At 54.7% G+C, this 26,057-nt stretch carries 24 protein-coding genes; 20 read left to right on the plus strand and 4 right to left on the minus strand.

The annotated features are described in order from the left end of the window. The first annotated feature begins 25 nt into the window (after positions 1–25). From E1757_RS03020 to E1757_RS03095, 16 genes are all read left to right on the plus strand, one after another. Positions 26–1,015 (plus strand): galactitol-1-phosphate 5-dehydrogenase, encoded by a 990-nt coding sequence (locus E1757_RS03020; RefSeq protein WP_133225324.1) that lies wholly within the window; start codon positions 26–28, stop codon positions 1,013–1,015. Positions 1,016–1,089: 74 nt separating this feature from the next. Then, positions 1,090–1,899, plus strand: coding sequence for an SDR family NAD(P)-dependent oxidoreductase (locus E1757_RS03025; protein ID WP_133225325.1), 810 nt, complete (start codon positions 1,090–1,092; stop codon positions 1,897–1,899). Between the two features lie 73 nt (positions 1,900–1,972). Beyond that, on the plus strand, positions 1,973–3,280 hold the full coding sequence (locus E1757_RS03030) for an ABC transporter substrate-binding protein (RefSeq protein WP_165971933.1): 1,308 nt from the start codon (positions 1,973–1,975) through the stop codon (positions 3,278–3,280). Between the two features lie 60 nt (positions 3,281–3,340). Next, positions 3,341–4,246, plus strand: coding sequence for a carbohydrate ABC transporter permease (locus E1757_RS03035; RefSeq protein ID WP_133225327.1), 906 nt, complete (start codon positions 3,341–3,343; stop codon positions 4,244–4,246). Beyond that, complete coding sequence (locus tag E1757_RS03040) at positions 4,246–5,085, plus strand: carbohydrate ABC transporter permease (protein WP_133225328.1); 840 nt, start codon at positions 4,246–4,248, stop codon at positions 5,083–5,085. Before E1757_RS03035 ends, E1757_RS03040 begins: the two co-directional genes overlap by 1 nt. 236 nt (positions 5,086–5,321) lie before the next feature. Then, positions 5,322–6,077, plus strand: a complete 756-nt coding sequence (locus E1757_RS03045) for an IclR family transcriptional regulator (RefSeq protein WP_133225329.1) — start codon at positions 5,322–5,324, stop codon at positions 6,075–6,077. Between the two features lie 31 nt (positions 6,078–6,108). After that, on the plus strand, positions 6,109–6,882 hold the full coding sequence (locus E1757_RS03050) for an SDR family NAD(P)-dependent oxidoreductase (RefSeq protein WP_133225330.1): 774 nt from the start codon (positions 6,109–6,111) through the stop codon (positions 6,880–6,882). A gap of 85 nt (positions 6,883–6,967) precedes the next feature. Next, entirely contained in the window at positions 6,968–7,876 is a 909-nt protein-coding gene (locus E1757_RS03055; RefSeq protein WP_133225331.1) for a fumarylacetoacetate hydrolase family protein, read from the plus strand. 17 nt (positions 7,877–7,893) lie between these two features. Further along, positions 7,894–8,217 carry a UxaA family hydrolase gene (locus E1757_RS03060; protein ID WP_133225332.1) on the plus strand — a complete coding sequence of 108 codons (324 nt, stop codon included), beginning with the start codon at positions 7,894–7,896 and terminating at the stop codon, positions 8,215–8,217. A 313-nt stretch (positions 8,218–8,530) separates the two neighbouring features. Continuing rightward, positions 8,531–9,691 carry a UxaA family hydrolase gene (locus tag E1757_RS03065; RefSeq protein ID WP_133225333.1) on the plus strand — a complete coding sequence of 387 codons (1,161 nt, stop codon included), beginning with the start codon at positions 8,531–8,533 and terminating at the stop codon, positions 9,689–9,691. A 19-nt stretch (positions 9,692–9,710) separates the two neighbouring features. Then, positions 9,711–10,505 (plus strand): SDR family NAD(P)-dependent oxidoreductase, encoded by a 795-nt coding sequence (locus tag E1757_RS03070; RefSeq protein ID WP_133225334.1) that lies wholly within the window; start codon positions 9,711–9,713, stop codon positions 10,503–10,505. A 208-nt stretch (positions 10,506–10,713) separates the two neighbouring features. After that, positions 10,714–11,310, plus strand: a complete 597-nt coding sequence (locus tag E1757_RS03075) for a PilZ domain-containing protein (RefSeq protein WP_133225335.1) — start codon at positions 10,714–10,716, stop codon at positions 11,308–11,310. A 566-nt stretch (positions 11,311–11,876) separates the two neighbouring features. Further along, complete coding sequence (gene aroC / locus E1757_RS03080; RefSeq protein ID WP_133225336.1) at positions 11,877–13,034, plus strand: chorismate synthase; 1,158 nt, start codon at positions 11,877–11,879, stop codon at positions 13,032–13,034. A gap of 123 nt (positions 13,035–13,157) precedes the next feature. Next, positions 13,158–14,186, plus strand: a complete 1,029-nt coding sequence (locus E1757_RS03085; protein WP_133225337.1) for a LacI family DNA-binding transcriptional regulator — start codon at positions 13,158–13,160, stop codon at positions 14,184–14,186. Positions 14,187–14,244: 58 nt separating this feature from the next. Beyond that, complete coding sequence (locus E1757_RS03090) at positions 14,245–17,559, plus strand: alpha-mannosidase (protein ID WP_425464813.1); 3,315 nt, start codon at positions 14,245–14,247, stop codon at positions 17,557–17,559. Beyond that, entirely contained in the window at positions 17,556–18,608 is a 1,053-nt protein-coding gene (locus E1757_RS03095; protein WP_133225338.1) for an aminoglycoside phosphotransferase family protein, read from the plus strand. Before E1757_RS03090 ends, E1757_RS03095 begins: the two co-directional genes overlap by 4 nt. 224 nt (positions 18,609–18,832) lie before the next feature. Here E1757_RS03095 and mtnA read toward each other — a convergent pair whose 3' ends face one another. Together mtnA and mtnK are read right to left on the minus strand one after the other, a co-directional pair. After that, positions 18,833–19,921, minus strand: coding sequence for an S-methyl-5-thioribose-1-phosphate isomerase (gene mtnA, locus E1757_RS03100; protein ID WP_133225339.1), 1,089 nt, complete (start codon positions 19,919–19,921; stop codon positions 18,833–18,835). Between the two features lie 49 nt (positions 19,922–19,970). Next, positions 19,971–21,176, minus strand: a complete 1,206-nt coding sequence (mtnK, locus tag E1757_RS03105) for an S-methyl-5-thioribose kinase (protein WP_133225340.1) — start codon at positions 21,174–21,176, stop codon at positions 19,971–19,973. Positions 21,177–21,492: 316 nt separating this feature from the next. Between mtnK and E1757_RS35645 the strand changes: the two genes are divergently transcribed. Then, the gene (locus E1757_RS35645; RefSeq protein ID WP_165971934.1) at positions 21,493–21,669 is read left to right on the plus strand and encodes a hypothetical protein; all 177 of its coding nucleotides are present in this window, start codon (positions 21,493–21,495) and stop codon (positions 21,667–21,669) included. A 143-nt stretch (positions 21,670–21,812) separates the two neighbouring features. On the opposite strand, the gene E1757_RS03110 is transcribed toward E1757_RS35645, so the two are convergent. Further along, positions 21,813–22,376, minus strand: coding sequence for a GbsR/MarR family transcriptional regulator (locus E1757_RS03110; protein ID WP_133225341.1), 564 nt, complete (start codon positions 22,374–22,376; stop codon positions 21,813–21,815). Between the two features lie 273 nt (positions 22,377–22,649). On the opposite strand from E1757_RS03110, the gene E1757_RS03115 reads away from it, so the two are divergent. Genes E1757_RS03115 through E1757_RS03125 form a run of 3 tightly spaced genes read left to right on the plus strand, consistent with a single transcriptional unit; the run spans position 22,650 to position 25,578 of the window. Beyond that, complete coding sequence (locus E1757_RS03115; RefSeq protein ID WP_133225342.1) at positions 22,650–23,870, plus strand: quaternary amine ABC transporter ATP-binding protein; 1,221 nt, start codon at positions 22,650–22,652, stop codon at positions 23,868–23,870. Next, the gene (locus E1757_RS03120) at positions 23,845–24,684 is read left to right on the plus strand and encodes an ABC transporter permease (protein ID WP_133225343.1); all 840 of its coding nucleotides are present in this window, start codon (positions 23,845–23,847) and stop codon (positions 24,682–24,684) included. The genes E1757_RS03115 and E1757_RS03120 overlap by 26 nt, the downstream gene beginning before the upstream one ends. Next, entirely contained in the window at positions 24,685–25,578 is an 894-nt protein-coding gene (locus E1757_RS03125; protein WP_133225344.1) for a glycine betaine ABC transporter substrate-binding protein, read from the plus strand. Positions 25,579–25,820: 242 nt separating this feature from the next. On the opposite strand, the gene E1757_RS03130 is transcribed toward E1757_RS03125, so the two are convergent. Next, a complete protein-coding gene (locus E1757_RS03130; RefSeq protein WP_133225345.1) occupies positions 25,821–26,000 on the minus strand; it encodes an asparagine synthase in 180 nt (59 codons plus the stop codon). Positions 26,001–26,057 lie beyond the last annotated feature (57 nt).

The raw sequence follows: 26,057 nt of genomic DNA on the forward strand, positions 1-26,057 counted from the left end.
AAAAAATCGGATGGGAGGCTCAGCTATGAAAGCACTGGTATATGAAGGGCCCCGAAGCATGAACGTCAAGGAGCTGGAGATTCCGGTTCCCCGGCCGGACGAAGTATTGATTCGGGTGGAGCGGGCCGGCATTTGCGGCTCGGAGCTAAGCGGTTATTTGGGCCATAATTCGCTGCGCAAGCCGCCGCTCGTGATGGGACATGAGTTTTCCGGCACGATCGAACGGCTGGGCAGCGGCGTTTCCCGTTTCCGCATAGGAGATCGCGTAACGGCGAACCCGCTCGTCTCCTGCGGCCGATGCCGCGACTGCACGACCGGTGCAGCCCAGCTGTGCGCCGAACGGAGGCTGCTCGGCGCCCACCGTCCCGGAGCTTTTGCGGAATTTGTGGCAATTGAGGAAAGAAACGTATATCGGCTGGAGGATCACGTTTCTTTGGACGAGGGAGCGCTAACCGAGCCGTTCGCTTGTGCGGTTCATATTTGCAAGCTGGCGGAATTGAGGCCAACCGATCGGTTTCTCATTATAGGCGCCGGTCCGATCGGGCTGCTGGCGCTTCTGGCGGCAAAGGCATACGGGCTCAGGCATATCGTTCTGATCGACGTCAACGAGGAACGGCTGGAGATCGCCAAGGAACTGGGGGCCGTGACGGCGGCCGATATACGGGCGCTTGGCGCTGCTGTGAAATTTGATGCTGCCGTAGACGCGGTTGGCTTGGAAATCACGCGTCGGACATGTCTGGAATTTGTAAAACCGGGAGGTCGGGTCGTGTTTACCGGGCTGCACGAGGAAGACAGCAAGCTTCCGGTCAACCTGTTGATTCGCAGCGAAATTCAGGTTAAGGGAGCTTTCGCTTATCATTCCGACGACTTTGAAACGGCCTTGCAATGGATTGCCGAGAGCCGGGTCGATTTGTCCCCTTGGACGATTCATGCGCCCTTGGAGGAAGGGGGGGCCTGCTTCGAAAAACTGCTCTCGAATCCGCAAAAAATCGCCAAAATCTTGTTGACCGTTTGAACAGTCGACAGCTCGAAAACCGTCTTGCCAGGCGGGGCAAACCTAATCATGATTCGGAAGGGAGCCGACAATTCATGCATATCGATTTAAACGGAAAGGTCGCAATCGTTACCGGCGCAGGCCGCGGAATAGGGAGGGAGATTGCAGTCACTTTGGCCCGCGAAGGCGTAATCACGGTAGTCACGGACATTAACGAATCCAACCTCAACGATTTACGGCAGGAATTTGTGCAGCAAGGGTATCAGGGAAGCCAATACTTATGCGACGTACGGGAATTCGGGCAAATTGCCGAAGTGGTCCGCGATGTGGAGCAGAAGCTCGGCCGCATCGATATTTTGGTCAACAATGCCGGAGTGGCCGGCGGCGGAACGGTAGACACGCTCCAGGAGGAAGTATGGGACCTCAACCTCGATATTAATTTAAAAGGCACTTTCCTGATGTGCAAGGCGGTTGTGCCGATTATGAAAAAGCAAAAGTCGGGCCGTATCATCAATGCGGCATCGTTTGCGGCGATCGTACCTTCTTATGGGAGCGCAGCCTACGCCTCGTCCAAGGCCGGCGTGGAGCAGTTTACCCGGGTGTTGGCAGGCGAGCTCGGACCGTGGGACATTACCGTGAACTGCTATTCGCCCGGCATGATCCCTACCGATATGAATCATTTTGCGGAGCTGCCGGCACAGCAGCAGCAGCGGCTGCTCGATACGCTGACGCTGCGCCATTGGGGAAAGAAGGATGATGTCGCTCATTTGATTTGCTTCCTCGCTTCCGACTTTGCCGGGTATATTACCGGAACCATGATCGATGTCAGCGGTGGGAAGCTGGCGACGCAAATCCCGCGGATTGCCTATGAGAGGGCGGCGGCTGACGGGAAATACGAGTTTTAGAAGTCCGGTGAATAAGTATGAACATTGGACAATGACGGGTTTGACAAAAAATCAATTAGGGGAGGTTTCAAAAATGGTCAAGATGATAACGCAGACATCGTTGGCGACGGTCGTGACGACATCCCTGATTTTCCTGGCGGCCTGCTCGAGCGGCAGCCAGTCCACAGACGGCAAAGCGACGAAAGACGCCAAACCGGTAACGTTGAGGATCATGTGGGGAGGATCGCAGGAACGGCACGATAACACGCTGAAAGTGCTTGAACTGTACTCGAGCACTCACCCTAATGTCAAATTCCAGCCGGAATACGCTGCGGTACAAGGGTATTTCGATAAATTGGTAACGCTTTCGGCTGCAAATAATCTTCCCGATATCGTCCATATGGATTTGGCGATTATGGACCAGTACGTGAAGCGCGGTCAGCTGATGGAAATTACCGGATATAATTTGTCCCAGTATTTGGATTCAAAAACGGAGGAAGCGATCAAATTCAACGGCAAGCTGTTCGGCATTCCTACGAGTCTGAACGGCGGCGGTCTTATCTACAATAAAGCCGACGTGGCAACGTTTGGCATCAAAGCTCCGCATGCAAACTGGACGTGGGACGAATTTTGGCAGTTTGCCGAGGAGGCGCGCCAGAAGCTTCCGAAAGATCGTTACGGCGTTCAGGATTCATCAAGAGGCTGGTTCGCTTTCCAAGGGTATCAAATGTCCAAAGGCAAAGGCCCCGTTTTCCCCGGCGACGGTACTGTGCATATCGATAAGGGGCTATGGAAGGAGTGGCAGGAACGTTACGAGAAGTATCGCAAAAACGGCATCGTCCCTCCTGCAGACAAAACGGTTGCGTTTAAAGACGGCGACCCGCAGCTCGATCCGATCGCTTCCGGAGCCGTGCTAGTGTCAGGAGCGACCGTAGCTTCGGCAGGGCTTGTAGAAAATCTGATGCCTGGAAAAATCGGCGTGGTCAACGGTCCGATAAATTCGGAAGGCAGCGATTGGATACAGCCGACACTATTCTGGAGCGTAGCGCAAAACTCGAAAAATAAGGAGGAAGCGCTCAAATTTGCCAAATGGTTTCTGGAGGATCCCGAAGCAACCAAAATTATGAAAACTTCCAGGGGCATCCCGCTGAATCAGGAAGGCTGGAAGTCCATCGAGCCGACGCTGGAAGCCGGTCAAAGGTTGGGTAAGGAGCTGCTCGATATCGGGAAAAGTAAGGGTCAAAAATTTTATCCGCTTCCGGCGGGGGGCGCAGATTTCGACAAGACCTACCAGTCGGAAATGGAATCCGCTATGTTCGGCAAACAATCGCTGGATCAAGCATTTGAGAAGATCATGAAAGCGGCTGAAGACGCGAAAACCAAGATGGCTTCAATCAAGTAAGAGCCGGGTTTGTCCCGGATCTCGCCGTACAATCGAAAAGAAAGAAGGTGATGTGGATCCATGGGGAGAAACAGGAAAATTTCAGATGAAAGCAATCTTTCCGGGTATCTGTACATTTCTCCTTGGTTGGTCGGTTTCCTGCTTCTGACGATATGGCCGATTCTCCAATCCTTTTATCTTTCCTTTACGGATTACCCGCTGCTAAGCGAACCGAAGTGGAGCGGTCTGAACAACTACAGCCGCATATTTGGCGGCGACCCGCTCTTTCTGAAATCGCTTGGAGTAACGTTCGCTTATGTCGTTTTCTCCGTTCCCTTAAAATTGTTTTTCTCCCTTATGGTCGCAATATTGCTCAACCGGAGCATTCGGGGGATTTCTATTTACCGGACCATGGTCTACATTCCTTCCCTGATTGGCGGAAGCGTTGCGGTCGCCGTATTGTGGCGAAACATGTTTGGCAGGGAGGGCTATATCAACCATATCCTGGATTGGTTCGGGATTACCGGGATCGGCTGGGTATCCAACCCGCAAACTGCGCTCGGCACGCTAGTCCTGCTGAGCACCTGGCAGTTCGGTTCGACGATGATCATTTTTCTCGCGGGGCTGAAGCAGATTCCAAAAGATTTGTATGAGTCGGCGGGGGTGGATGGCGCATCCAAGATCGGCCAATTTTTCCATATTACATTGCCCATGCTGTCTCCGGTTATGTTTTTTAATCTTGTGCTGGGCATTATCGGGTCGTTCCAAATGTTCAATTCGGCATTTATCGTCACTCATGGCGGTCCTGCGAATTCGACGTATACATATGCGTTGTTATTGTACGACAAAGCTTTTAAAAACTTTGAAATGGGATATGCCTCCGCCTTGGCCTGGTTTTTGCTTTTCGTGATCGCGCTGTTGTCGGCCATCAATTTCTATGCGTCGAAATATTGGGTATTTTATGAATCGGAAGGAGGCAGCAAGTAATGGCTTCTTCTAAACAACTGTCCAACCTGAAATATCATCTTATACTGCTGGTCTTTTCCCTTCTGATGATTTACCCGGTGTTATGGTGGATTGGCGCGTCTCTCAAAACAAATGCGGAGATGCCGCTTCCGACCATATGGCCGGAAACTCCGATATGGGCAAACTATTATAAGGGATGGACGTCATTCCCGAGCTTTACGTTTACGAAGTTTTTCGCCAATACATTGTGGCTGGAATTTTGGTGCGTATTGGGAGCAGTGTTGACTACGCCGCTTGTCGCTTATGGCTTTGCCCGCATCAAATTTAAGTTGAAGGGTCTGATGTTCTCGCTGCTGCTCATGACGATTATGCTGCCCGGGCAAGTAACGATCGTACCGCAGTATATTATGTACAGCAAGCTGGATCTGGTTAATTCCTTTTTGCCGCTGATCCTGCCGCATTTTTTTGGGGGCGGCGCCTTCTTCGTTTTTCTGATGGTCCAATTTATTAGGGGCATCCCGCGGGAATTGGACGAATCGGCCAAGATTGACGGCTGCTCGTCCTTCGGCATTCTTCTGAAAATCATTCTTCCGCTCGTGAGGCCGGCGCTCGTAACCGTCATGGTGTACACGTTTTTATGGAGCTGGGACGATTTCTTCGGTCAACTGCTTTATTTGAGCTCAGCCGAAAATTATACCGTCAGCGTGGCGCTTCGCGTATTTATCGATTCCGAGGCAAAGATCGAATGGGGCCAATTGCTTGCCGTTTCGCTTGTATCCATCGTTCCCTCCGTACTGGTCTTTTTTGCCGCCCAGAAGCATTTCGTAGAAGGCATTACGACAACAGGCATTAAGGGATAATGTTCGCCATGCAATGGGAAACGAAGCCTGCGCCTGCCGACGGTGCCCCGTAGTCGCCACAAAAATACGAACGCCCCATGCCGCGCGGTCGAGCGGTCCGGGGTGTTTCTCGTTTCAGTTGAGGAAAAAATCGGGTTGACACCCTATTTCTGCGGTGGTACGATCAACATGTAGATTATACAAAACTGCGGTTTTATATAGTAAACCGCAATCGCCTTTCACCTTGGGAGGACATGATGGAGAAGAAGTATTGGGTTCCGGCTTTGGAGAAGGCCGACGACGTGCTGCAAGCGATTTCGGAGCAGCCCTCGAAGCTTAGGCTCATCGATTTGTCCAACCGGCTCGGCATTAATAAAAGCTCCATGTTTTCATTGCTCAATACGATGGAAGCTCTGGACTGGGTCGTGCGCGAGACGGAGGGCACTTATTCATTGGGCTCCAAGCTGGGCTACATTGGAAACGCTTTTTTCAAGCAGTTCAGCTTGATTGACCGTTTCCGCAAAGAAGCCGCAGTAACGAAGCATACGATTCAGGAGACGATTCAGCTCGCCAAGCTGGAGCAGCATGAGGTGCTGTATTTGGCGAAGGAGGAGATGCCGTCTCCCGTCCGACTGGCTTCGGAGCCGGGGATGAAGCTGCCCGCGCATGTGACGGCGCTCGGCAAGGCGATGCTGGCCTCGCTGGATATGCCGGAGTTCGTCAAGCTGTTTCCGCAGGAAGCGCTAGAGCCCTGCTTGACGCCGCACACGATCGGACGGCGGAGCGAGCTGCTGAAGCAGCTTGGCGTTGCCCGCGTTCAAGGCTATGCGTTCGATCTGCAGGAGGCGGTGATGGGCTTTTGCTGTGTGGCCGCGCCCGTACGCGATGCGCAAGGCCAAGTGATTGCCGCGATCAGCTGCTCCATGTTCCAGCATGAGTGGGAGCAGAAGCGGGAGCTGGCGCAGCGGGAAATTTGCGCGCTGGCCGCCAAATTGTCGCAAAGCACTGCTTAAACCATTTTTAGATGAAGGATGTGTGCTGAAAATGAGATTGCAAGGGAAAGTCACATTGATTACCGGCTCGGGCTCGGGCATCGGGCAGAGCTCGGCGCTGCTGTTCGCCAAAGAAGGCGCTACCGTCATTGTCAACGATTTATCGGAGGAAAAAGGCCGCGAAACCGTCAGCATGATTACGGAAGCCGGCGGCGATGCAACATTTATTCAGGCGGACGTGACGAATCCGGATTCCGTAAAAGCGATGGTCGAGCAGGCGATTGCGGCTTACGGACGGATCGACGTGCTGTTTAACAATGCAGGCATCAGCGGCGTAGGAGCGATTCATGAGATCGAGCCCGATGCCTGGGACCGTGTCATCAACGTCAACATCCGCGGCGTCTATTTGCCGTGCAAATACGTCATTCCCTATATGATGGAGCGCCGTGAAGGCTCGATCATCAATATGTCTTCCTGCATTGCCGAGATCGGCTTGGCCCGCCGCGCTTCCTATTCGGCAACCAAAGGAGCCGTGCTGGCGCTCACCAAATCGATGCAGGTCGATTACGCAAAATACCAGATCCGCGTCAACGCTTTGCTGCCGGGCACCATTTTAACGCCGTTTGTGGAAAATTATTTGCGCACATCCTACGACAACCCGGAAGAAGGATACGAAAGCCTGAAAAAGCGGCAGCTGAGCGGCGATTTGGGTCGGCCGGAAGATGTGGCGAAGGCCGCATTGTTTCTGGCTTCGGATGAATCGCGCTTCATGATGGGCTCCCCGCTGTACATTGACGGCGGCACCACGTTCGGGAAAGACGTTTAGACGGGGCGGTGCAATACGCCGCAATGCAAGCTGACAGCCGGTTGGCGGCTAAGCCATTATTATAAATTATATGGAGGTTATACCTATGAAATTATTGACATTTATCGAGAATGGCGAGCAAAAATTAGGCGTTAAAACGGATAAGGGCGTCGTACATATTTCCGCGGCATTGCAAAAGGTTGCTGCGTCTGCCGGCCAAACAGTGCCGCAAACCGTGCATGAGGTCATCGACGGCGGAGCGGCCGCCGTTGCCGCGCTTCAAGCCTACGTGGATCAGGCGCTGGCTGCAGGCGACGGTTACGTGCTGAACGAATCCGACCTGACGCTCGCTCCTTGCGTGACGCATCCGAACAAAATCATTTGCGTAGGCCTCAACTACCGCAAGCATGCCGAGGAAACCGGAGCGGCTATTCCGAAATATCCGATTTTGTTCAACAAATTCAACAACACATTGACCGGCAACGGCGCCGATGTGCCGCTTCCCGTCAAAGTTTCCAGCAAGGTCGACTATGAAGCCGAGCTCGTCATCGTAATCGGCAAGCAAGCGAAATACGTATCCAAAGAGGATGCGCTGAGCCATGTATTCGGCTATTGCAATGTCAACGATCTATCGGCCCGCGACCTGCAGACGCGCACGCAGCAATGGCTGCTCGGCAAAAGCTGCGACGGCTTCAGCCCGCTCGGACCTTATCTGGTGACCGCCGATGAAGTCGGCAATCCGAACGATCTCGGCATCCGCTGCATCGTGAACGGCGAAGTCCGCCAAAACTCGAATACGTCGGATATGATTTTCCACTGCGACGAGATCGTCAGCTACATTTCGCAGCATATGACGCTCGTGCCCGGCGACATTATTTTGACGGGCACGCCTGAAGGCGTCGTGCTGGGTTTGCCGGAGGATCAGCAAGTATTTTTGAAGGACGGCGATGTGGTTACCATTGAAATCGACAAGCTCGGATCTTTGACCAACCGTTTGGTGGCGGAGCAAGCATAAGAGGAGGCAGAAGCGATATGGCGGCACATCAAATTGAAGCAGGCGCCGATGCATTGGTGATGGATGCGCGCGATCATGTGGCAACGGCCATCAAGGATTTGCAGCAGGGGCAGAGCATTACGTACCGTGTGCAGGACCAGGTTCGCCAGCTGACGCTGGCCGATGCGATTCCGTTCGGGCATAAAGTAGCCATCCAGGATGTTGCGGGCGGCACGGACATCCGCAAATACGGCGAGGTGATCGGCCGCACGACGGTTCCGGTCCAGGCCGGGCAGCACGTGCACGTGCACAATGTCGAGGGCATCCGCGGCCGAGGCGACCAGGCGGCAAAAAAGGCGTAAAGTCATTGAATTAAACGCAATCGTACCACGGTCATACCGCAGTCGTTATCGCAGTCTACAGCAGTCGTACCGGACAGCCGGTCGGCAATTACGCGGCCCGGGGGCACCGACTGAACGGTGTCTCCGGGCTTATACGGCTGCTCGTACGGTCAGATTTGCCGGAAGAAAGCCCGGCAGATGAATACGATAAATTTGGCTTCATTCATGCGAAGCCCGACAGACGTAAAGAGTTCGGTTTCACATAGACAGAAACGACGGCGAATACCGACGAAGCAAGCTTCCCGGAAGGAAAGTTATCAGGAGGAAAATCAGAATGGAACATATGATGGGATACAGAAGACCGAACGGTACGGTAGGCATCCGCAATCATTTGCTCATTATCCCGACAGTAATATGCGCCAATCAGGTATGCAGCCGGATTGCCCAGATGGTACCGGAAGCGATCGCAATTCCGCATCAGCACGGCTGCAGCCAGATCGGCTCCGATAAGGAACGTACGTTCGACGTGTTGGCGGGCACAGGCAAAAATCCGAATGTCGGCGGCGTGATCATCATCAGCCTGGGCTGCGAGGTTATCGACCCGAATGAGCTGGCCGATGCGATCCGACCTACAGGCAAGCTGGTCGAGGTGTTCGACATTCAATCCGTCGGCGGCTCCGTGAAGGCGATTCAGCACGGCACCGAGCTGGCCCAAAAAATGCGCGAGCAGCTTCAGGCGATGCAGCCTGAACCGATTCCGTTCAGCGAGCTGATCATCGGCGTCAAGTGCGGCGGCTCGGATGCGACTTCCGGCCTGGCGTCGAACCCGGCGTTGGGCGCGGCGGCCGATTCGCTGATCCAGGCGGGCGGCGGCGTCGTTATCGGCGAAACGACCGAAATTATCGGCGCCGAGCATGTGCTCGCTTCCCGCTGCGCGACGAAGGAAACAGCGGACGAGCTGTATCATATTGTCGACCGCTTCGAGAAAGAGGTCGAGCGGATGGGCGCCGATATGCGCGGCGGCAATCCGAGCCCCGGCAACATTGCGGGCGGCTTGACGACCATCGAGGAGAAGTCGCTCGGTTGTATAAGCAAATGCGGCAATGCGCCGATCGAAGGCATTATCGAATATGCCGGGAACATTCCGAAGCATGGCCTTTACTTCATGGATTCTCCCGGCAACGATATCGAGTGCGTATCGGGCATGGCGGCAGGCGGGGCGCACCTGGTCTGTTTCACGACCGGCCGCGGGACCCCGACCGGTTCGGCCGTTATCCCGGTCATCAAAATTACCGGCAATACGCGGATGTTCGAGCGAATGAGCGACAATATGGATGTGAACGTGGGCGACATGCTGGCAGGAACAATGAGCCTGGAAGAGGCGGGCGAGCTCGTCTGGCAGGAAATCAAAGAAGTGGCCAACGGCAAACTGACTAAAGCGGAAATTCTCGGTCATACGGAGTTCAGCATCAACCGGATCGGACCGAGCTTGTAATGAAGGAGGCTATCGCCAAATGGGCAGACTAACTGACAGAATAGCGCTGGTAACCGGCGCGAGCCGCGGGATCGGCGAAGCGATTGCAATCCGCTTGGCCGAGGAAGGCGCGCATGTGGCAGTTAACTATACATCCGACCGTTCCCGCCCTTTGGCGGAAAAAGTAAAAGAACAGATCGAGGCTTTGGGCGGCAAAGCGATCGCAGTTCAGGCGGACGTGGGCAAAAAAGACGAGGTCGAAGCGATGTTCAAGCAGGTACGGCAGCAGCTCGGCGATATCGAAATTTTGGTCAACAACGCGGGCATCGCCCCGTTCGAACCGTTTATGAAGGTGACGGAGGAGACTTGGGACCGCACCTACAACACGAATGTAAAATCGATCTTTATGTGCTCCCAACTGGCGGCCAAGTCGATGATCGAGAAGCGTTACGGCAAAATCGTCAACGTATTGTCGACAGCCAGTCTGGTCGTCACGAGCCCAGTCATTCCTCACTATCAATCGTCCAAAGCGGCGGCGAATATGTTAACCAAGGGGATGGCCGTCGAGCTTGGCAAATACAACATCAACGTGAATGCGGTTGGACCGAGCACAGTAGATACGGATATGTGCACCGACTTTTTGGCTGATCCGCGCATCCGCGAGCAGGAAGTGGAAGCGAATCCGATGAAACGGCTCGGTACGGCAAGACAAATCGGCGATGCGGTCGTATTCCTCGCTTCGGATGAGGCGATGCAGGTTAACGGTCACTTGCTGATGGTGGACGGGGGCTTGACCGTGAAGGCGGCGCAGCCGGAAGATCATTTGGAGCATTAATATTGAAGCAGAGCCCTGCTCCCCCTTAGGGGAGAGGGCTCGTTTACTTTTTCGCAGCAGCTTTGGCGCATTCGTTCACAAAATGTTCAATGAATCGACAATATTGTGGCAATTCGGTCATGAAATCTAATAATCTCCTAATATTTGTCTCAAACTTTTTAAAAATTTGTATTCTATAGTAGAGATAGGAAATAGGAGGTGATGATTGATGAAGGACATTCAATTGCTGCACAAAGGTAAAGTTTATCATGGTCTAATCGGTTATGAAACGGATTTTATGGAGATTGAGCTATCAGCTTCGGCGCGTCCTGCCTTCGAATGCGGGGAAAAAGTGTTATGCTTTGATTTTAAAAGCCGGCAGATTGCCGTTGTTTTGCACAAGTCCCCTGCGAAAGTGATTTTGGCGCCGGTCGATTCGGAGCTGTTCCAAATAAAAGCGAGGCCTAACCTAATGACGGAAGAGCTGTTCGGCGATGAACGCGAAACGGTTCACAGCTATAAATTAAATACATTTGGAACGATCAGCGAAGATTTTAAAACAAGGGCTGTCCGGTTTTCGGATGTGAGCCGGTACGGTCTCGGTTTTGAGATCGAAGATTTTACCGTAAAATTGAACGAAATGTACGAAAGCACCATTTTTTGCGACGACGAAGCTATCCGGATGAAACTAATTGTTCGCTACGCGCATATTAAGGAAAAAACGATCCGCTACGGCTCGGAAATTCATTATATTTCGCCGGCCGATTTAACTAAATTCCGATACTATATCGTAATGCACAATTTCAAACAGCTAATGCTCGTATAGGGGCGGAGAGCTCGGCTTATCCGGCTGCCGGAATCGTTCTGGCAGTTTTTTTGTTGTTTAGGAAATTATGCGCAGCATATTTCCGTGCATAATCGGGGGCTCCCCCAAAAGTAAGGTCAAGAGTTGCTTGCACTCTTGACGGAACCCGGCGGATACGGGTTAGCGGAATTCGCTTCAGGGCTTCACTTCACTTTTGGGGGACTTTGTTGTTGTTATCGGCAAAAAAGATCGTTGATCGGCTTGTTATCCCATAGTTAAATTATATGTCAAACATAAAATATATCTATTTTATCTATGTCGACTTCAGGCTTTATAATTACGCTATATAAGTTGAACCAAAGAACATTCGAGCAGGCGAGTTTTGGCTTTGAGTTTCTTCCAGCCGAAGGCCTAAAGGATCAAAGAAACTCGAAACAAGATGCCTGAAGCTGCAAGGCCATCCCTTTTGGAATGCAATGGACACGCTTTATTGGTTCAACTTGTATAGCTTAGAAGCGCGATGTGAAAGAAACGGAGAGGACGGAATCATTCCGAAGAAAATACCGCAAACAGGGAGGAAGTCGGCAATGAGATATTTGACGGCCGGAGAGTCGCACGGACCGCAGCTGACCGCTATAATCGAAGGGATGCCGAGCAATATCGGGCTAACGGCCGAGCATATCGACATCGAGCTGCAGCGCAGGCAAAAAGGGTACGGACGAGGCAAAAGAATGGCGATTGAAAGCGACAGCGTCCGGATTGTCGGCGGGGTGAGACATGGCATGACTACCGGTGCTCCAATTGCGCTCGTAGTGGACAATAAGGATTGGAGCCATTGGAGCGGGATCATGGGGACGGAGCCGACGGATGAGCCTGTCAAACGTGCCATTACCCGGCCAAGACCGGGGCATGCCGATCTGAACGGGGGGCTGAAATACCGTCAGACCGATCTGCGCAATATTTTGGAGCGGTCGAGCGCCAGGGAAACGACGATCCGCGTTGCATGCGGAGCCGTGGCGAGAAGGCTGCTGCAGCTGTTCGGCATCGACATCGCCAGCCAGGTGCTGCGCATCGGCGAAATCGCGGCCGAACGTTCCGATTTGCCCGCAGCGGAGCTGCGCAAAGTAACGGAGCTGTCGCCTCTAAGGACGGCGGATGCGGACAGCGAAGCCGGGATGATGCGGCATATCGACGAAGCGAAGGCAGCAGGCGATTCGGTAGGCGGGCTGATCGAAGTGATCGCGCAGGGCGTGCCGGTCGGGTTGGGCAGCCATGTGCAGTGGGACCGCAAGTTGGACGGCAGCATCGCCCGGGCGGTCATGTCCATTCAGGCGTTCAAAGGCTGCGAGTTCGGGGTCGGCTTTGAAGCCGCAGCGCTGCGGGGCTCCATGGTCCACGACGAAATCCGGCACGACCCGCAGCATGGCTTCACGCGGGCCAGCAACCGCGCGGGCGGCTTTGAAGGCGGAATGACGACGGGCGAGCCGATAATCGTACGCGCCGTTATGAAGCCGATTCCGACGCTGTACAAGCCGATCGGCAGTGTGGATATCGAGACGAAGCAGCCTTTCGCCGCTCAAATCGAGAGGTCCGACAGCTGCGCCGTTCCCGCTGCGGCCGTCGTGATGGAAAACGCCATTGCCTGGGAGCTCGCCTGCGCTTTTTTGGAAAAATTCGGAGGCGATTCGTACGAGGAAATAAGCCGCAATTATTACGAATATATGCGGTATGTGCGCAGCTACTAAACGAGGCCGCGCACATACGGACGGTTGAATGCGCCAGGCCGGCCGGTTATTGCCGGCAAAGCCAACATTGGATATTGTCCGTTTTAATAACACGTGTTATATTAACGTTGAGGTGTTTTGATTATGAGCAAAAGGGTGACCAGCTTTGACGTCGCCAAACGCGCAGGCGTATCCCGCAGCGTCGTTTCGGCCGTGCTGAACGGCACGCAGGGCATCGGCGTAAGCGAGGAGAAACGGGCCGCAGTTCTGGAAGCGATCCGCGAATTGAACTACCAGGTCGACGCGCAGGCCAGAGGCATGAAGACCGGGCGCAGCCGTTGTCTTGCCGCTTTCGGGAATGTATCCAATCCGCTGTTTTTGCAGGTGCTTGAAGGGATGCAGGAAGCTTGCGCGGACAACGGCTACCATGTGCTGCTGTACGCATCGGGCGCCGAATCCGGCACGAAAGGGCTGCTGGACTTGTACCTGCAGCGCCGCATCGACGGTATCGTCGCGCTGGACCGGCCGCTTCAAACGGACGAGCAATGGGTGGAGTCGATGAACCGGCATCAGCTGCCTTATGTCTCGGTCGAAGGCTATCCGAACCACGACGGAATCGCATCGGTGTTAATGGATTATAACGAAAGCATCCGCAGGGCGCTCGGTTTTTTACGGGAGCGGACCGGACTCGCTCCGCATTATTTGGAAATGTACCACGAGCATATTCAGCTCGGCTGGGGAGACCGTGAGCGAAAGCAGGCGTATTCGCAATGGTGTGAGATTAACGGGCTGACGCCCCGGGTGCACGCTGCCGCGGACGGCCCCTGGGAAACGCGGTCCGGCTTTTGGCGGCAGTGGATTGAAGCGCTTGGCGGCGCGCCGGCCGCCGTATTAAGCAATTGGTCGCGCGGCGCGGTCTACGTGAGCAGAGCCGCTCAGCTGCTTGGTATGCAGGTCGGTACGGACATCCATGTGATGGCTGCCGATAATACGGAGCGGATCAACAGCCATTTGTTTCCCGCGATTACCTCGATCGAGGTCCCGTACCGTGAAATGGGCCTTCTGGCCGCTCGGCGATTGCTGGAATACATCGAAGGGCAAAGAGACTACGAGGATAAGAGCACGATTTCGGTTTCCGCACAGCTGGTCGTTCGGCAGAGCGTGGGAAGCTGATTTTTTTCAGCGCCAATAACACGTGTTATTAAAATGATGATATATAGGAGTGATGTTTGTGCTGTTTACATTGGAAAAATTGACCGCCCGTCTTCAAGAGCTTGATGAATACCGGTACCGGGACAACCAGCCGATCGCCCGGTTCCACAGTCTGGAGGACCCCGAAGGCGCGGTCGGATTGCGTCCGTCATTGCCGTTAAGTCAGGCCGGGGCCGCCGGGGAGATGCGGTCCGGCGAACGGTGGCAGGGCCGGGACCGTTATTTATGGCTGGCTGCGGATGTGGACATCCCCACTTCCTGGCAGAGCCGCCGCATCGTCGGCCGTTTTAATTTCGGCAGAGGGGGCGGCGGCAACAATTCCGGCTTCGAGTCGCTGCTGTATGTGAACGGGCAGCCGTACCAAGGCGTGGATACGAATCATCATGAGGTGTTTTTGGCCGGGGAGCTGGCAGGCTCGACGGTCAGTCTGTGCTTCCGGTTATGGTCGGGATTGGGCGGCTATCAGCCGCTAGCCGTACCGGAGCATCAAATTAACCGCGCGGAGCTGTGCTGGCTCGATGCCGATGCCGACGACCTGTACTACACCTCGCTGGCGGCGCTGCAGACCGTTCAGGCGCTGCATGAGCACGCGCCGGAGCGGCAGCTGCTGCTGGCGGCGGTGGACCGCGCTTTTTTGCGGATCGATTGGTCCGGACCGGGATCGGAGCCATTTTACGCTTCGCTGTCGGAAGCGGCCGCCTCGCTGCGCGCGGCGATTCGGGAACTGCCCCCCAAGCAGCACGCGGTAACGGTCCGCTGCATCGGGCATACGCATATCGACGTGGCGTGGCTGTGGCGGCTGAAGCATACGCGGGAGAAGGCGGCGCGCTCTTTTTCCACCGTCCTGCGACTGATGGAGCTGTTCCCGGACTATATTTTTTTGCAAACGATGCCGCAGCTGTACGAATATATCAAGACCGATTACCCGGACATTTACGCCCAAATCAAGGAGCGTGTCCGGGAAGGGCGCTGGGAAGCCGGCGGCGGCATGTGGCTGGAAGCGGACTGCAACCTGACCTCGGGCGAGTCGCTGGTGCGCCAGCTGCTCTACGGAACGCGCTTCCTGCGGGAAGAGTTCGGAGCGGACTGCACCTATTTGTGGCTGCCGGATGTGTTCGGCTACAGCTGGGCGCTGCCGCAAATTTTACGCAAATCCGGTATCGACACCTTTATGACAACGAAGATCAGCTGGAATCAGTACAACCGGATGCCGCATGACACGTTCCGGTGGCGCGGCATCGACGGCACGGAGGTGCTGACGCATTTCATCACGACGCCGGATAATGCCGGAGGCTGGCTGTATACATATAACGGCGAAGTGACGGCAAGCTCCGTCAACGGCATTTGGGAATCGTACCGGGACAAGCCGGCGAACCGCGAGCTGCTGCTTGCTTATGGCTACGGCGACGGCGGAGGCGGTGTCAACCGGGAGATGCTGGAGCTGCGCCGCAGGCTGAGCGAGCTGCCGGGCGTGCCTGACGTGACGACGGGGCGCGTCGATGATTACTTCAATAAGCTGCATCGGACGATAGCCGAAACCGATGCGTACGTGCATACATGGGATGGCGAGCTGTATCTGGAGCTGCACCGGGGCACTTATACGAGTCAGGCCTACAACAAGCGGATGAACCGGAAGCTGGAGCTGATGGCGCGGGAAACGGAATGGCTCGGCGTCATGGCCAGCCTGCAGGCCGGCGACTGGTCGCATTACGGCCAAAGTCAGCTGGCCGAAGCCTGGAAAATCGTGCTGCGCAACCAGTTTCACGACATCATCCCCGGTTCCTCGATTCACGAGGTTTATGAAGATTCGCGCCGGGAATATGAAGAAGCGGAAGAGCTGCTGCTCGATGCGGCGAACCGGGCGGATCGAGTCTGGGCGGCCGGCGCTCCGGCTGACGGCAAGCCGGAGTTTACGGTTTGGAATAGCGCGGGCTGGGACCGCGGCGGGCTGATCAGGCTGGAGCCCGGCGCTGGCCGGACGGAACGGGGGGCGGAGAGCATGGATGCAGCCGGCCAGCCGCTGAGCGTGGCGGGGCTGGATGTCGAAGAAGCCCGGCAGAATGATGGCGCAGGCATATCCGGCCAACATCCTAGCATGGCGGGGCCGGATGCCGAAGGAATTTGGCAGGATGAGCGGGGAGAAGAGCTGGAGGCCCAGCGCGCGGCAGATGGCGGCTGGCAGGTGCAGATGCAGGCGGTGCCGGCTATGGGCTGCCGCGTCATCCGCTTCGTTCCGAAGCCTGGGCGGCAGACGGAGACTGCACGGCATCATCCGTTCATCATGACCGGCAGCGGGCTTGAAACGCCGCATTACCGGCTGCAATGGGATCGAAACGGCCAACTGACGTCGATTTGGGATAAGACGTCGCAGCGTGAGGTATTGGCGCAGGGCTCCCTCGGCAATGCGCTGCAGGTGTTCGAGGATAAGCCGAAGAGCCGACATGAAGCATGGGACATCGATATTTATTATCAGGAAAAAATGGAGGAAATTCGCGAGCTGATTTCGGTGGAAGAAGTCGAGAACGGGCCGGTCAGGGCGGTTGTACAATTCGTCTGGAAGTATAAAGCGTCCACCATCGTGCAGAAGCTGATCGTTTACAGCGCATCCCGCCGGATCGATTTCCATACGGTTGTGGACTGGCGCGAGCAGCGAAAGCTGCTCAAAGCATCGTTCCCGGTCGATATCCGCTCGACCGAGGCGACCTACGACATCCAATTCGGCAACGTGAAACGCCCGACGCATTGGAATACGAGCTGGGATTACGCCAGATTCGAGGTGGTGGGCCATCAATGGGCCGACCTGTCCGAACGTGGCTATGGCGTCAGCCTGCTGAACGATTGCAAATACGGTTATGACATTAAAGACAACCGGATGCGCTTAACGCTGATCAAGTCCGCGCTTGTGCCCGACCCGCAGGCGGATCAAGGGCATCATGAGTTCACATATGCGTTGCTGCCCCATAAGGGCGATTGGCTGGAGGGCGGCACCGTACATGAGGCGTGGGATTTAAACGCGCCGCTGCAGGTTAAAGCCGGAGCCGACGCGAACGATAAACCGAAATCCTTATTCCGGCTGTCGGCAGAGCATGTGCACATCGATGCGGTGAAAAAAGCGGAAGACAGCGGGCGGATCGTCGTCCGTTTCCATGAATATGCGGGCCAGCGCGGCCGGGTCGAGCTGACGAGCGACTATCGCATTCGCAGCTGGCAGGAATGCGATCTGATGGAGCGCCCAACCGGCGAACCGAGTCACGAACCGGTCATCCGTCTGACGGTTAAGCCTTATGAGATCGTAACGCTGCTGGTCGAAATGGCGGGGGCTGACAGCCGATGAAAATCCGTTACCCTGCGGAGGATGGCGAACTGCTGCAATGCCTTAATGAAGCGTATGGACTGGATGCGGTTTCGTTAGCCTTTATTCCGATCGGCGATGCCGCATATTCATACAGGATCGTCTGCCGGAGCGGCGTTCGCTATTATTTAAAGTTATTCGACATGGACAATGACGGACAGCGGAAAAACGCGCAGGCGCTGGACCATTATTTGCCGCTCACCTGGGAATTGTATCATCAAGCAATGTTTCAACATTTGACGGTTCCGATAAAAAATAACGGGGAGTCGTTTCAAACGATTTTTCGCAACGAAGCGGCCGTGCTGGTGCTGTTTTCATTCGTCGAAGGGGAGACGCTTGCGGACGCTTACCCGCTGTCCAAGCCGGTTGTCGGCGCGATCGCGGAGACGCTTGCCGAAATTCATTGCGAGGTGACGCCCCGGCTGCGGCTGGAGAGGGTAGCGTGCAGAACCGAAACGTACGACATATCGTTCGCCGCGGAATTGACGAACAGCCTTTCCGCCCTCGAGTCCGGCAGCTTTACGGATGTTTATTTGAAAGCATTGCGGTCGCTGCTGCTGCCGAGAATGAGCGAGATCGGTTCGATGATCGGTTTGCTGCGCGAGCTGCAGCTGTCTGCACAAGCTGTATGCCGTCAGCCTGTCTTGTGCCACGGGGATGTATGGGGCGGAAATCTGATCGTACAGGAAGGGCGGCTTATGCTTCTCGATTGGGAGAGCTGCCGGCTTGCGCCGCCGGAACGGGACGTATTCGGCTATTTGAACGACGAGTTTGACACGTTTTATCAACGGTATACCGAACGGGCCGGTACAAAGCTCCGGTTCCATACCGATCTGCTCCGGTTTTACGCTTACCGCCATCATTTGAGCAATTTGTCCAACTGGCTGCTGAATATGCTGTACCGCCATACGGCCGAGGCGCAGCGGGCCAATGATTTGGAGATGATCGACTTTCATTGCATCCGTCGCTGGAGCGGAATCGAAGCGGGAATCCGGTCGGCGGAGCGGGTGATGAGCAAAGAGCGGACATAAGCTTTTTTCAATTATAAAGAAAGAGTATAAGCGAAGTTGTAAGGTGAAACAAGAAACGGCCGGTCTCGCGGGAACGAGACGGCCGTTTCTTGTTGCGGTTCGCCGTTGCCGGTCGTCCGGCCCGGCTGCCGCGACCAAGCGGGCGCGCCCGCTAAGCTTGATTGCAGATACAACCTTGACAAAGACGCCCGGTCTACTAAGGATGACGAAGACGATTTTCCTTGTTATCCTTGTTCAAAAAGCTTTTTTAACTGCTCGCCGTACGGAGCGCGGATGACGCCTTTCTCGGTAATGACGGCGGTCACATATTCGTTAGGCGTCACATCGAAGGCCGGATTGTAAACCTTGATGCCTTGAGGCGCCGTCCGTTTGCCGAAGCCCTGCGTAATTTCGTCCTCATGGCGCTCCTCGATCGGAATATCGGCGCCGGTCGGCGTATTCAGATCGATCGTCGACATCGGGCAGGCGACATAGAACGGAATGCCATGCGCCTTGGCCAGCACCGCGACGCTGTACGTGCCGATCTTGTTGGCGACGTCGCCGTTGGCCGCAACCCGGTCCGTACCGACGATGACCGCCTGCACCCAGCCCTTCTGCATGACGGCGCCGGCCATATTGTCGCAGATCAGCGTCACGTCGACGCCGGCCTGCTGCAGCTCGAACGCCGTCAGCCGCGCGCCCTGCAGCACCGGGCGCGTCTCGTCGGCATACACCTTCAGGTGTATGCCGCGCTCCTGCGCCAGGTACATCGGCGCAAGCGCCGTGCCGTAGCGGGCGGTGGCGAGGCCGCCCGCGTTGCAGTGCGTGAGGACGCCCATGCCGTCCTCGAACAGCGCGAGCGCGTGCTCGCCGATGAGGCGGCACGTCGCCTCATCCTCGCTCTGGATGAGCTTCGCTTCATCCAGCAGCGCCCGCTTCATCGCTTCCGGCTCGCCGCCGGCGGAAGCGAGCGCCTCCGCGCGCTGTTTCATCCGATCCAGCGCCCAGAACAAATTGACCGCCGTAGGACGCGACGTCGCCAAATAATCGCACTGCTTGATCGCGGCGTCAAGCAGCTGTTCCCGGCTGCCGCTTGCGCCGTGCACGCCGAGGTACACCCCGAACGCCGCCGCGATGCCGATCGCCGGCGCGCCGCGGACCGCGAGCTGCTTGATGGCGTCCCATACCTGCTCGGACGTGGTCAGCTCGAGGTAGACGATTTCGTCCGGCAGCCGCCGCTGATCGAGCAGATCAAGCCGGTTTTCGGCCGAATTCCAGCGTACGGACTGCAGCCAGTCCGCCGCCGCTTGCGTTTGCTGATGATTGGATTCCATAATCGATGATAGCTCCTTTTAATTTGGCTTGCCGTGAAGCACATATTTATTACTTAACCGCTTGGATAGCGATGTCGAGCAGTTCGTCGATCGATTGCGCGTGACGGTGATGCTTGATCAGCGAGGTGCCGATCTGCAGCGCGAGGCGTTGGGCGCGTTCTTTGGCAGCCTCGTCCTGCAGCTGGTTAATATCGGCCACCTGTGCCAGCCCGTGAACGCGGCGGACCATTTTGCAGCCGGCATAGCCGATGGTGTCGCGCAGCAGACGCTGCATGTACCAATCCTGATAGCTTTCGGACTGCTGAACGCGGTCCACGCCGTACAGGCTCCACAGGGAGCGGAACTCGCCGTGGAACAGGCTCCAGATTTCCTTGATCGTGCCGAGCAGGTAGCCGCGGTAATCCGCGCGCGCCTGCTCGTCCCGGCTCCAGCCTTCCTGCGCCGCATAGTTCAGCAGCAGATTGGCGAACACCGCGCCGATATCGAAGCCCATCGGACCGTAATAGGCGAACTCGGGGTCGATGACCTTCGTCGAATCTTCCTTTATAAAAATGCTGCCGGTATGCAGATCGCCATGCAGCAGCGCTTCCGCATGCGTCAAAAAGCCGTTTCGCAATATCGCGACTTCCAGATGAAGCTCCCGGTCATTCCAGATCGTTTCGACGGCATCGCGAATGGCCGCCGGAACATTATTCGTATCGGCATCGCGGTACGGGTCGTCAAAAATAAGATCCTCGGTAATTTTACACAGCTCGGGATTGATGAACTGCTTGACGCGCTCCTTCTTTTCCTGCTGGTTCATACCGAGATCGGATGTGTAAAACAGCGTATTCGCAAGAAAACGCGCGATGTGCTGAGCAAATAATGGATAGCGGTTGCCTTCTATCAAACCTTTGCGCATAATGACATGATCGCTCAAATCCTGCATCACCGTGAGCGCCAAATCTTTCTCATACGCAAATACATGCGGAACAAGATCCGGGCAGAGCGATTCCTGAATCATCAGCGTTTCGCTTTCGATCCGGGCGCGGTCGAGCGTCAGCGGCCACGACTCGCCGACCACCTTCGCATAGGGAAGAGCCTGCTTCAAAATAATGCTCTTGCCGGTCGCCGGCTCCGAAATATGAAACACCAGATTCAAATTGCCGTCACCGATCTCTCGGCTCGTCAGCTCGCTGTCGGGAGCGAATAAATCCGGCATCCGCCGCGCGTACGCAATCGCTTCCGCTTCTGTGAAAGCATGGTATGTAGACATAAACTATAATTCCTCCTCGCATGGTTGCGCCGGCCGGGGCCGGCCTGAAAATCCCGTCATAAGGACGATTCCGCCCTTTTGCTTCGGATTCACTTTAACCTCTGGCTCACACTATCGCCGATTTTCACGTATCAATTCATAGTATAGCAAAATGTTCGTAACGTTGGAAGATAGTCCGAGTAATCAAACCAGTTTGCTTAGTTTTATTTTTTCTCATAATCCATTGCAATTAACAAAAACTTCACTTTCCGTTAATATCACCATGACGCTCCTGTTTGATAATGAAGGAAACCGCATGGAACGGGAGGGCTTTAATATGATGAAATGGTTTAAACGATTATTGCTTGCGGCTGCTGCGTTCGGCGTTGTGCTGGCACTCGGTCTCGCGTCCCGGGACGATGGTCCGACGGCGGATGCGAATCCGATGAAAATCAACCGCCAGCAGTACGAGCGAATTCATCAACCGGCGCTGTTCGCCGATGTCGGCAAATAGAATGCCGGCTTTTTCATAATAACTGCAAAAAAGAAGCCTCCTCAGCCACGACAACCCGTGGAAGGGAAGCTTTTTCGTTGTTTTAGGAAATGGTCCGCGGGCTTCAGCAAATTACCGTGGCATTGTTTGTTCGCTTCGACACATCACGGCTGCTCTTTAGGCACGAGCTTGTAAATGTCGCCGGACTCCAACGTATCGATGAGCCTGTCGAGCCATAAATAATAGCTTACCGCATGCTTCATTTTTTCGATATCCGACTCCAGATAAGACTGCAGCGGCTCCTCGTCCGTATGCTTGGCGGACATGGCCTCCAGCTCGGAAATCGATTTTCGCAATGCTTGAAGATTCATTTCAACGGCTTTGCGCCATTTGATGACGAAAAAGTCGGTAAAGGTTTGATGCCAGTCTCTTTCGACTTCATATTTATCTTTCCGCGAGCCTTTCTCCCACACCTTGTTGACCATGTTGAGGTCGACCAGCGTGCGGATCCCCGTACTCATGCTCGTCTTGCTCATTTCCATCGCTTCGCCCATTTCATCCAGCGTCATCGGTTTATTTTGGAACAGCATTAATCCGTATAAAAGTCCGGTAGACAGCGTAACACCGTATAAGTCCATATTTTTGCCGAGCGCTTCGATAATTCGCTTACGGGCTTTATGAATAGCCTGTTCCTGTTCCATTGTAATATTTAAAAATTCATTTATCATTTCACCCACTCCTCCGTCGGTGTCCAGCAAGTCTCAAGCTCGGATGAAGACATGTCCGTTTCTATTCTTACCCCATTGTAAAAAACAAATTTCACAAAGTAAAGCAAAGAGTCCCATAGGATGAGGGAGGAAATGGGACTATTCATTAATAATAGTTTGTACAGTTTTTACTGAACGTACGTAACGTACAAATTAAACTGTTGACTCTTTATTTAATGTTCCGTTAGACTTGAATGAGAGCAAATGGAACCGAGATTGTTTGGGGGTGTCATTTTGGACGTCATAGCAGTAAATGAACTAACGAAAGTTTTCGGGCATGATCCCGAGAGCGCTTTGCCGCTTTTGGCGAAAGGGTGGAGCAAGGAAAAAATTTATAAAGATACGCGGCATACCGTCGGCGTTAACCGTGTCAGCTTCTCGATCCAAGCCGGAGAAATTTTTGTCATTATGGGCTTATCGGGAAGCGGCAAGTCGACGCTGGTCCGGCTGCTCAACCGGCTGATCGAGCCGACCCAGGGAAGCATTCTTGTGCACGGCGACGATATTATGAAGATGAATCAGGAGCAGCTTCGCCGGGTAAGACGGCAAAAAATGAGCATGGTGTTTCAGAAGTTCGCCTTATTTCCGCACCGGACTGTGCTGGAAAATGTGGAATATGGCCTTGAGGTTCAAGGAATCGCCAAGGAGGAACGCCAGCGTAAAGCGAATGAGGCTTTGCAGCTGGTCGATCTGCAGGCATGGGGAAGCAGCTACCCGGAGCAGCTGAGCGGCGGGATGCAGCAGCGTGTCGGGCTGGCCCGGGCGTTGGCGAACGATCCGGATATTTTGTTGATGGACGAGGCGTTCAGCGCACTCGATCCGCTTATCCGCAAGGATATGCAGGACGAACTGCTCGAGCTGCAGGAGAAAATGAAAAAGACGATTATTTTCATCACTCACGACCTGGACGAGGCGCTGCGGATTGGCGATCGGATTGCTCTGATGAAGGACGGTGCCGTCGTTCAAATCGGAACGCCTGAGGAGATCATGATCAATCCGGCCAACGAATATGTGGAACGTTTTGTCGAGGACGTCGATCTGTCCAAGGTGCTGACGGCTTCCCATGTGATGCGGAGGCCGGAGACAATCAGTCTCGACCGGGGCCCGCGGGTTGCCCTGCAGCTGATGAAAGACAGCGGGATTTCGAATCTGTTCGTCGTCGACCGGATGAAAAAGCTGGTTGGCGTTATTACGGCGGAAGGCGCTTCGACGGCTGTCAAGGAAGGAAAGAGCCTGGAGGAAATCGTGATCACGGATATGCCGACGGTTGCCCCGGATGTTCTGCTGCACGACTTGTTTGAGCTTTGCGGAACGTCCAAGTATCCGATCGGCGTCGTGAACGAGCACGGAAAAATTGTCGGGGTCATTATTTTAGGGGCCGTATTCGGCGCTTTGGCCGGACATCCTCTGACAAAGGAGGCGAAAGCGGATGCTGCCGAAGCTTCCATTAGATAATTGGGTGGAGACGATCGTCGATTTGCTGGACAGCAGACTGTCGTTTCTGTTCGAGCTTGTCTCCTCCACTATCAAGGGGATCGTTCATTTTTTTTCGTTTCTGTTTCATTTGCCGCCCGCATGGTTGATGATCGTTATTTTAGCCGCGGCGGCATACAAGGTGGCCAAGTGGCCGTTAGCCGTATTTACGCTTATCGGACTTTTCTTAATTGATAATTTGGGATACTGGAAGCAAACGATGGATACGCTGGCGCTAGTCATGACCTCGGGAATCGTATCGGTCGTGATCGGCGTTCCGCTGGGCATTGCCTGTGCAAGAAGCAACAAAGTTCAAAGCCTGTTCACGCCGGGGCTCGATTTCATGCAGACGATGCCTGCGTTCGTTTATTTGATACCGGCGGTAACTTTTTTCGGGCTCGGCGTCGTTCCGGGCGTGATCGCGTCGGTTATATTCGCCGTACCGCCGACGATCCGGCTTACCAACCTGGGGATACGCCAGGTGCCGGCCGATTTGGCCGAAGCTGCTGACGCGTTCGGTTCGACGCCGACGCAAAAGCTGTTTAAAGTTCAGCTGCCGCTGGCGGTCCCTTCGATCATGGCCGGTATCAACCAGACGATTATGCTCGCCTTATCGATGGTCGTCATCGCTTCGATGATCGGCGCACAAGGCATCGGGGCGGACGTATACCGCGCGGTTACGCAGATCAAAACAGGTCAGGGCTTTGAGGCTGGACTGGCTATCGTAATTGTTGCCATTTTGCTTGATCGACTGACACAGTCTGTCATAAAAGGAAAACAGGGAAGGGGAATTTGAATGTTGAACAAATCTGCAAAAACTTTAATGGTGATGGCGCTTGCCGGCGTCCTGGCATTGACGGGGTGCTCCGCGCAAAAAACGGACGCTTCCGATTTTGTGGGCGATCAGGTGAAGTATGAAATCGTCGGCATCGATCCGGGCGCCGGTTTGATGCAATCGACGGCAGCCGCCCTGAAGGAGTACGATCTGAGCGAATGGAAGCTGATCGAGGGCTCCGGCGCAGCGATGGCCGCGGCGTTGGATAAGGCGTATAAAAACAAGCAGCCGATTATTGTGACAGGCTGGACGCCGCATTGGAAATTCGCGAAATACGACCTGAAATATTTGGAGGATCCGAAGGGCGTTTATGGCGGCGACGAGCAAATTCATACGATTGTCCGCAACGGTCTCAAGCAGGATCAGCCGTCCGCGTACAGCTTTTTGGACAAGTTCGAATGGACGCCTGACGATATGGCCAAAGTGATGGTCGACATCCAGGACGGCAAGAAGCCGGAAGAGGCTGCCGCTGCTTGGATAGCGGATAATGGAGCCAAGGTGGACGAATGGGTGAAAGACATCGCCAAAGCGGACGGGCAAAAGCTGAAGCTTGCCTACGTGGCCTGGGACTCGGAAATCGCCAGTACGAATGTCGTAAAAAATGTGCTGGAAACGAAGCTCGGCTATAAGGTGGAAATGCTGCAGGTGGAAGCCGGACCGATGTGGGCCGGAATCGCCAATGGCGATGCGGATGCGATTGTGGCGGCATGGCTGCCGACGACGCATAAGGATTATTATGCGAAATATAAAGGTAAATTCGAAGACATGGGCCCTAATCTGAACGGAACCAAAATCGGTCTCGTCGTTCCGACTTATATGAATATCAATTCCATCGAAGATTTGAAAAAGAAATAAGGTTTTGCATGTCAACCGGTGTAACGCGTTTGCACCGGTTTTTGGCATACATTTATGCGGCACGGGATGGATGAGGCTTTTTTCCATAAATCTGGTATAATAGAAGTAAGTCGGGCTGACGGCCGCGGATGAGGAAAGGACGGGCTTTCGCCCGCCGCACCGTCGTTTTTCTACCATTATTATATTTGCTTTTGATACGAAGTGTATAAGCTTCTTAAAATAAGAGCGGTCGCCCTGATTTTTTATCGCTGTTGCGATGACTGGCCGTTTCGATGTTCGACCAAATCGATAGCGCCCAACACGACATGAGCCAGCCCGAATCCGGCCACCGCCGCCGCGGCCATCGGATATTTGTTGCGCAGCGCTACGCCGGAAGCCGTAACGGCTGTACCCAGTACGGCGGGAATCAATCCTTCGCGCATCTTGGTTCCTCCTCTCTCGTAAAGTAATTGCGTTCTTTAGCTTCGTGCTTTAGCCGT

Origin of the sequence: Paenibacillus piri (assembly GCF_004354045.1) — a bacterium.
Lineage (GTDB): Bacteria > Bacillota > Bacilli > Paenibacillales > NBRC-103111 > Paenibacillus_S > Paenibacillus_S piri.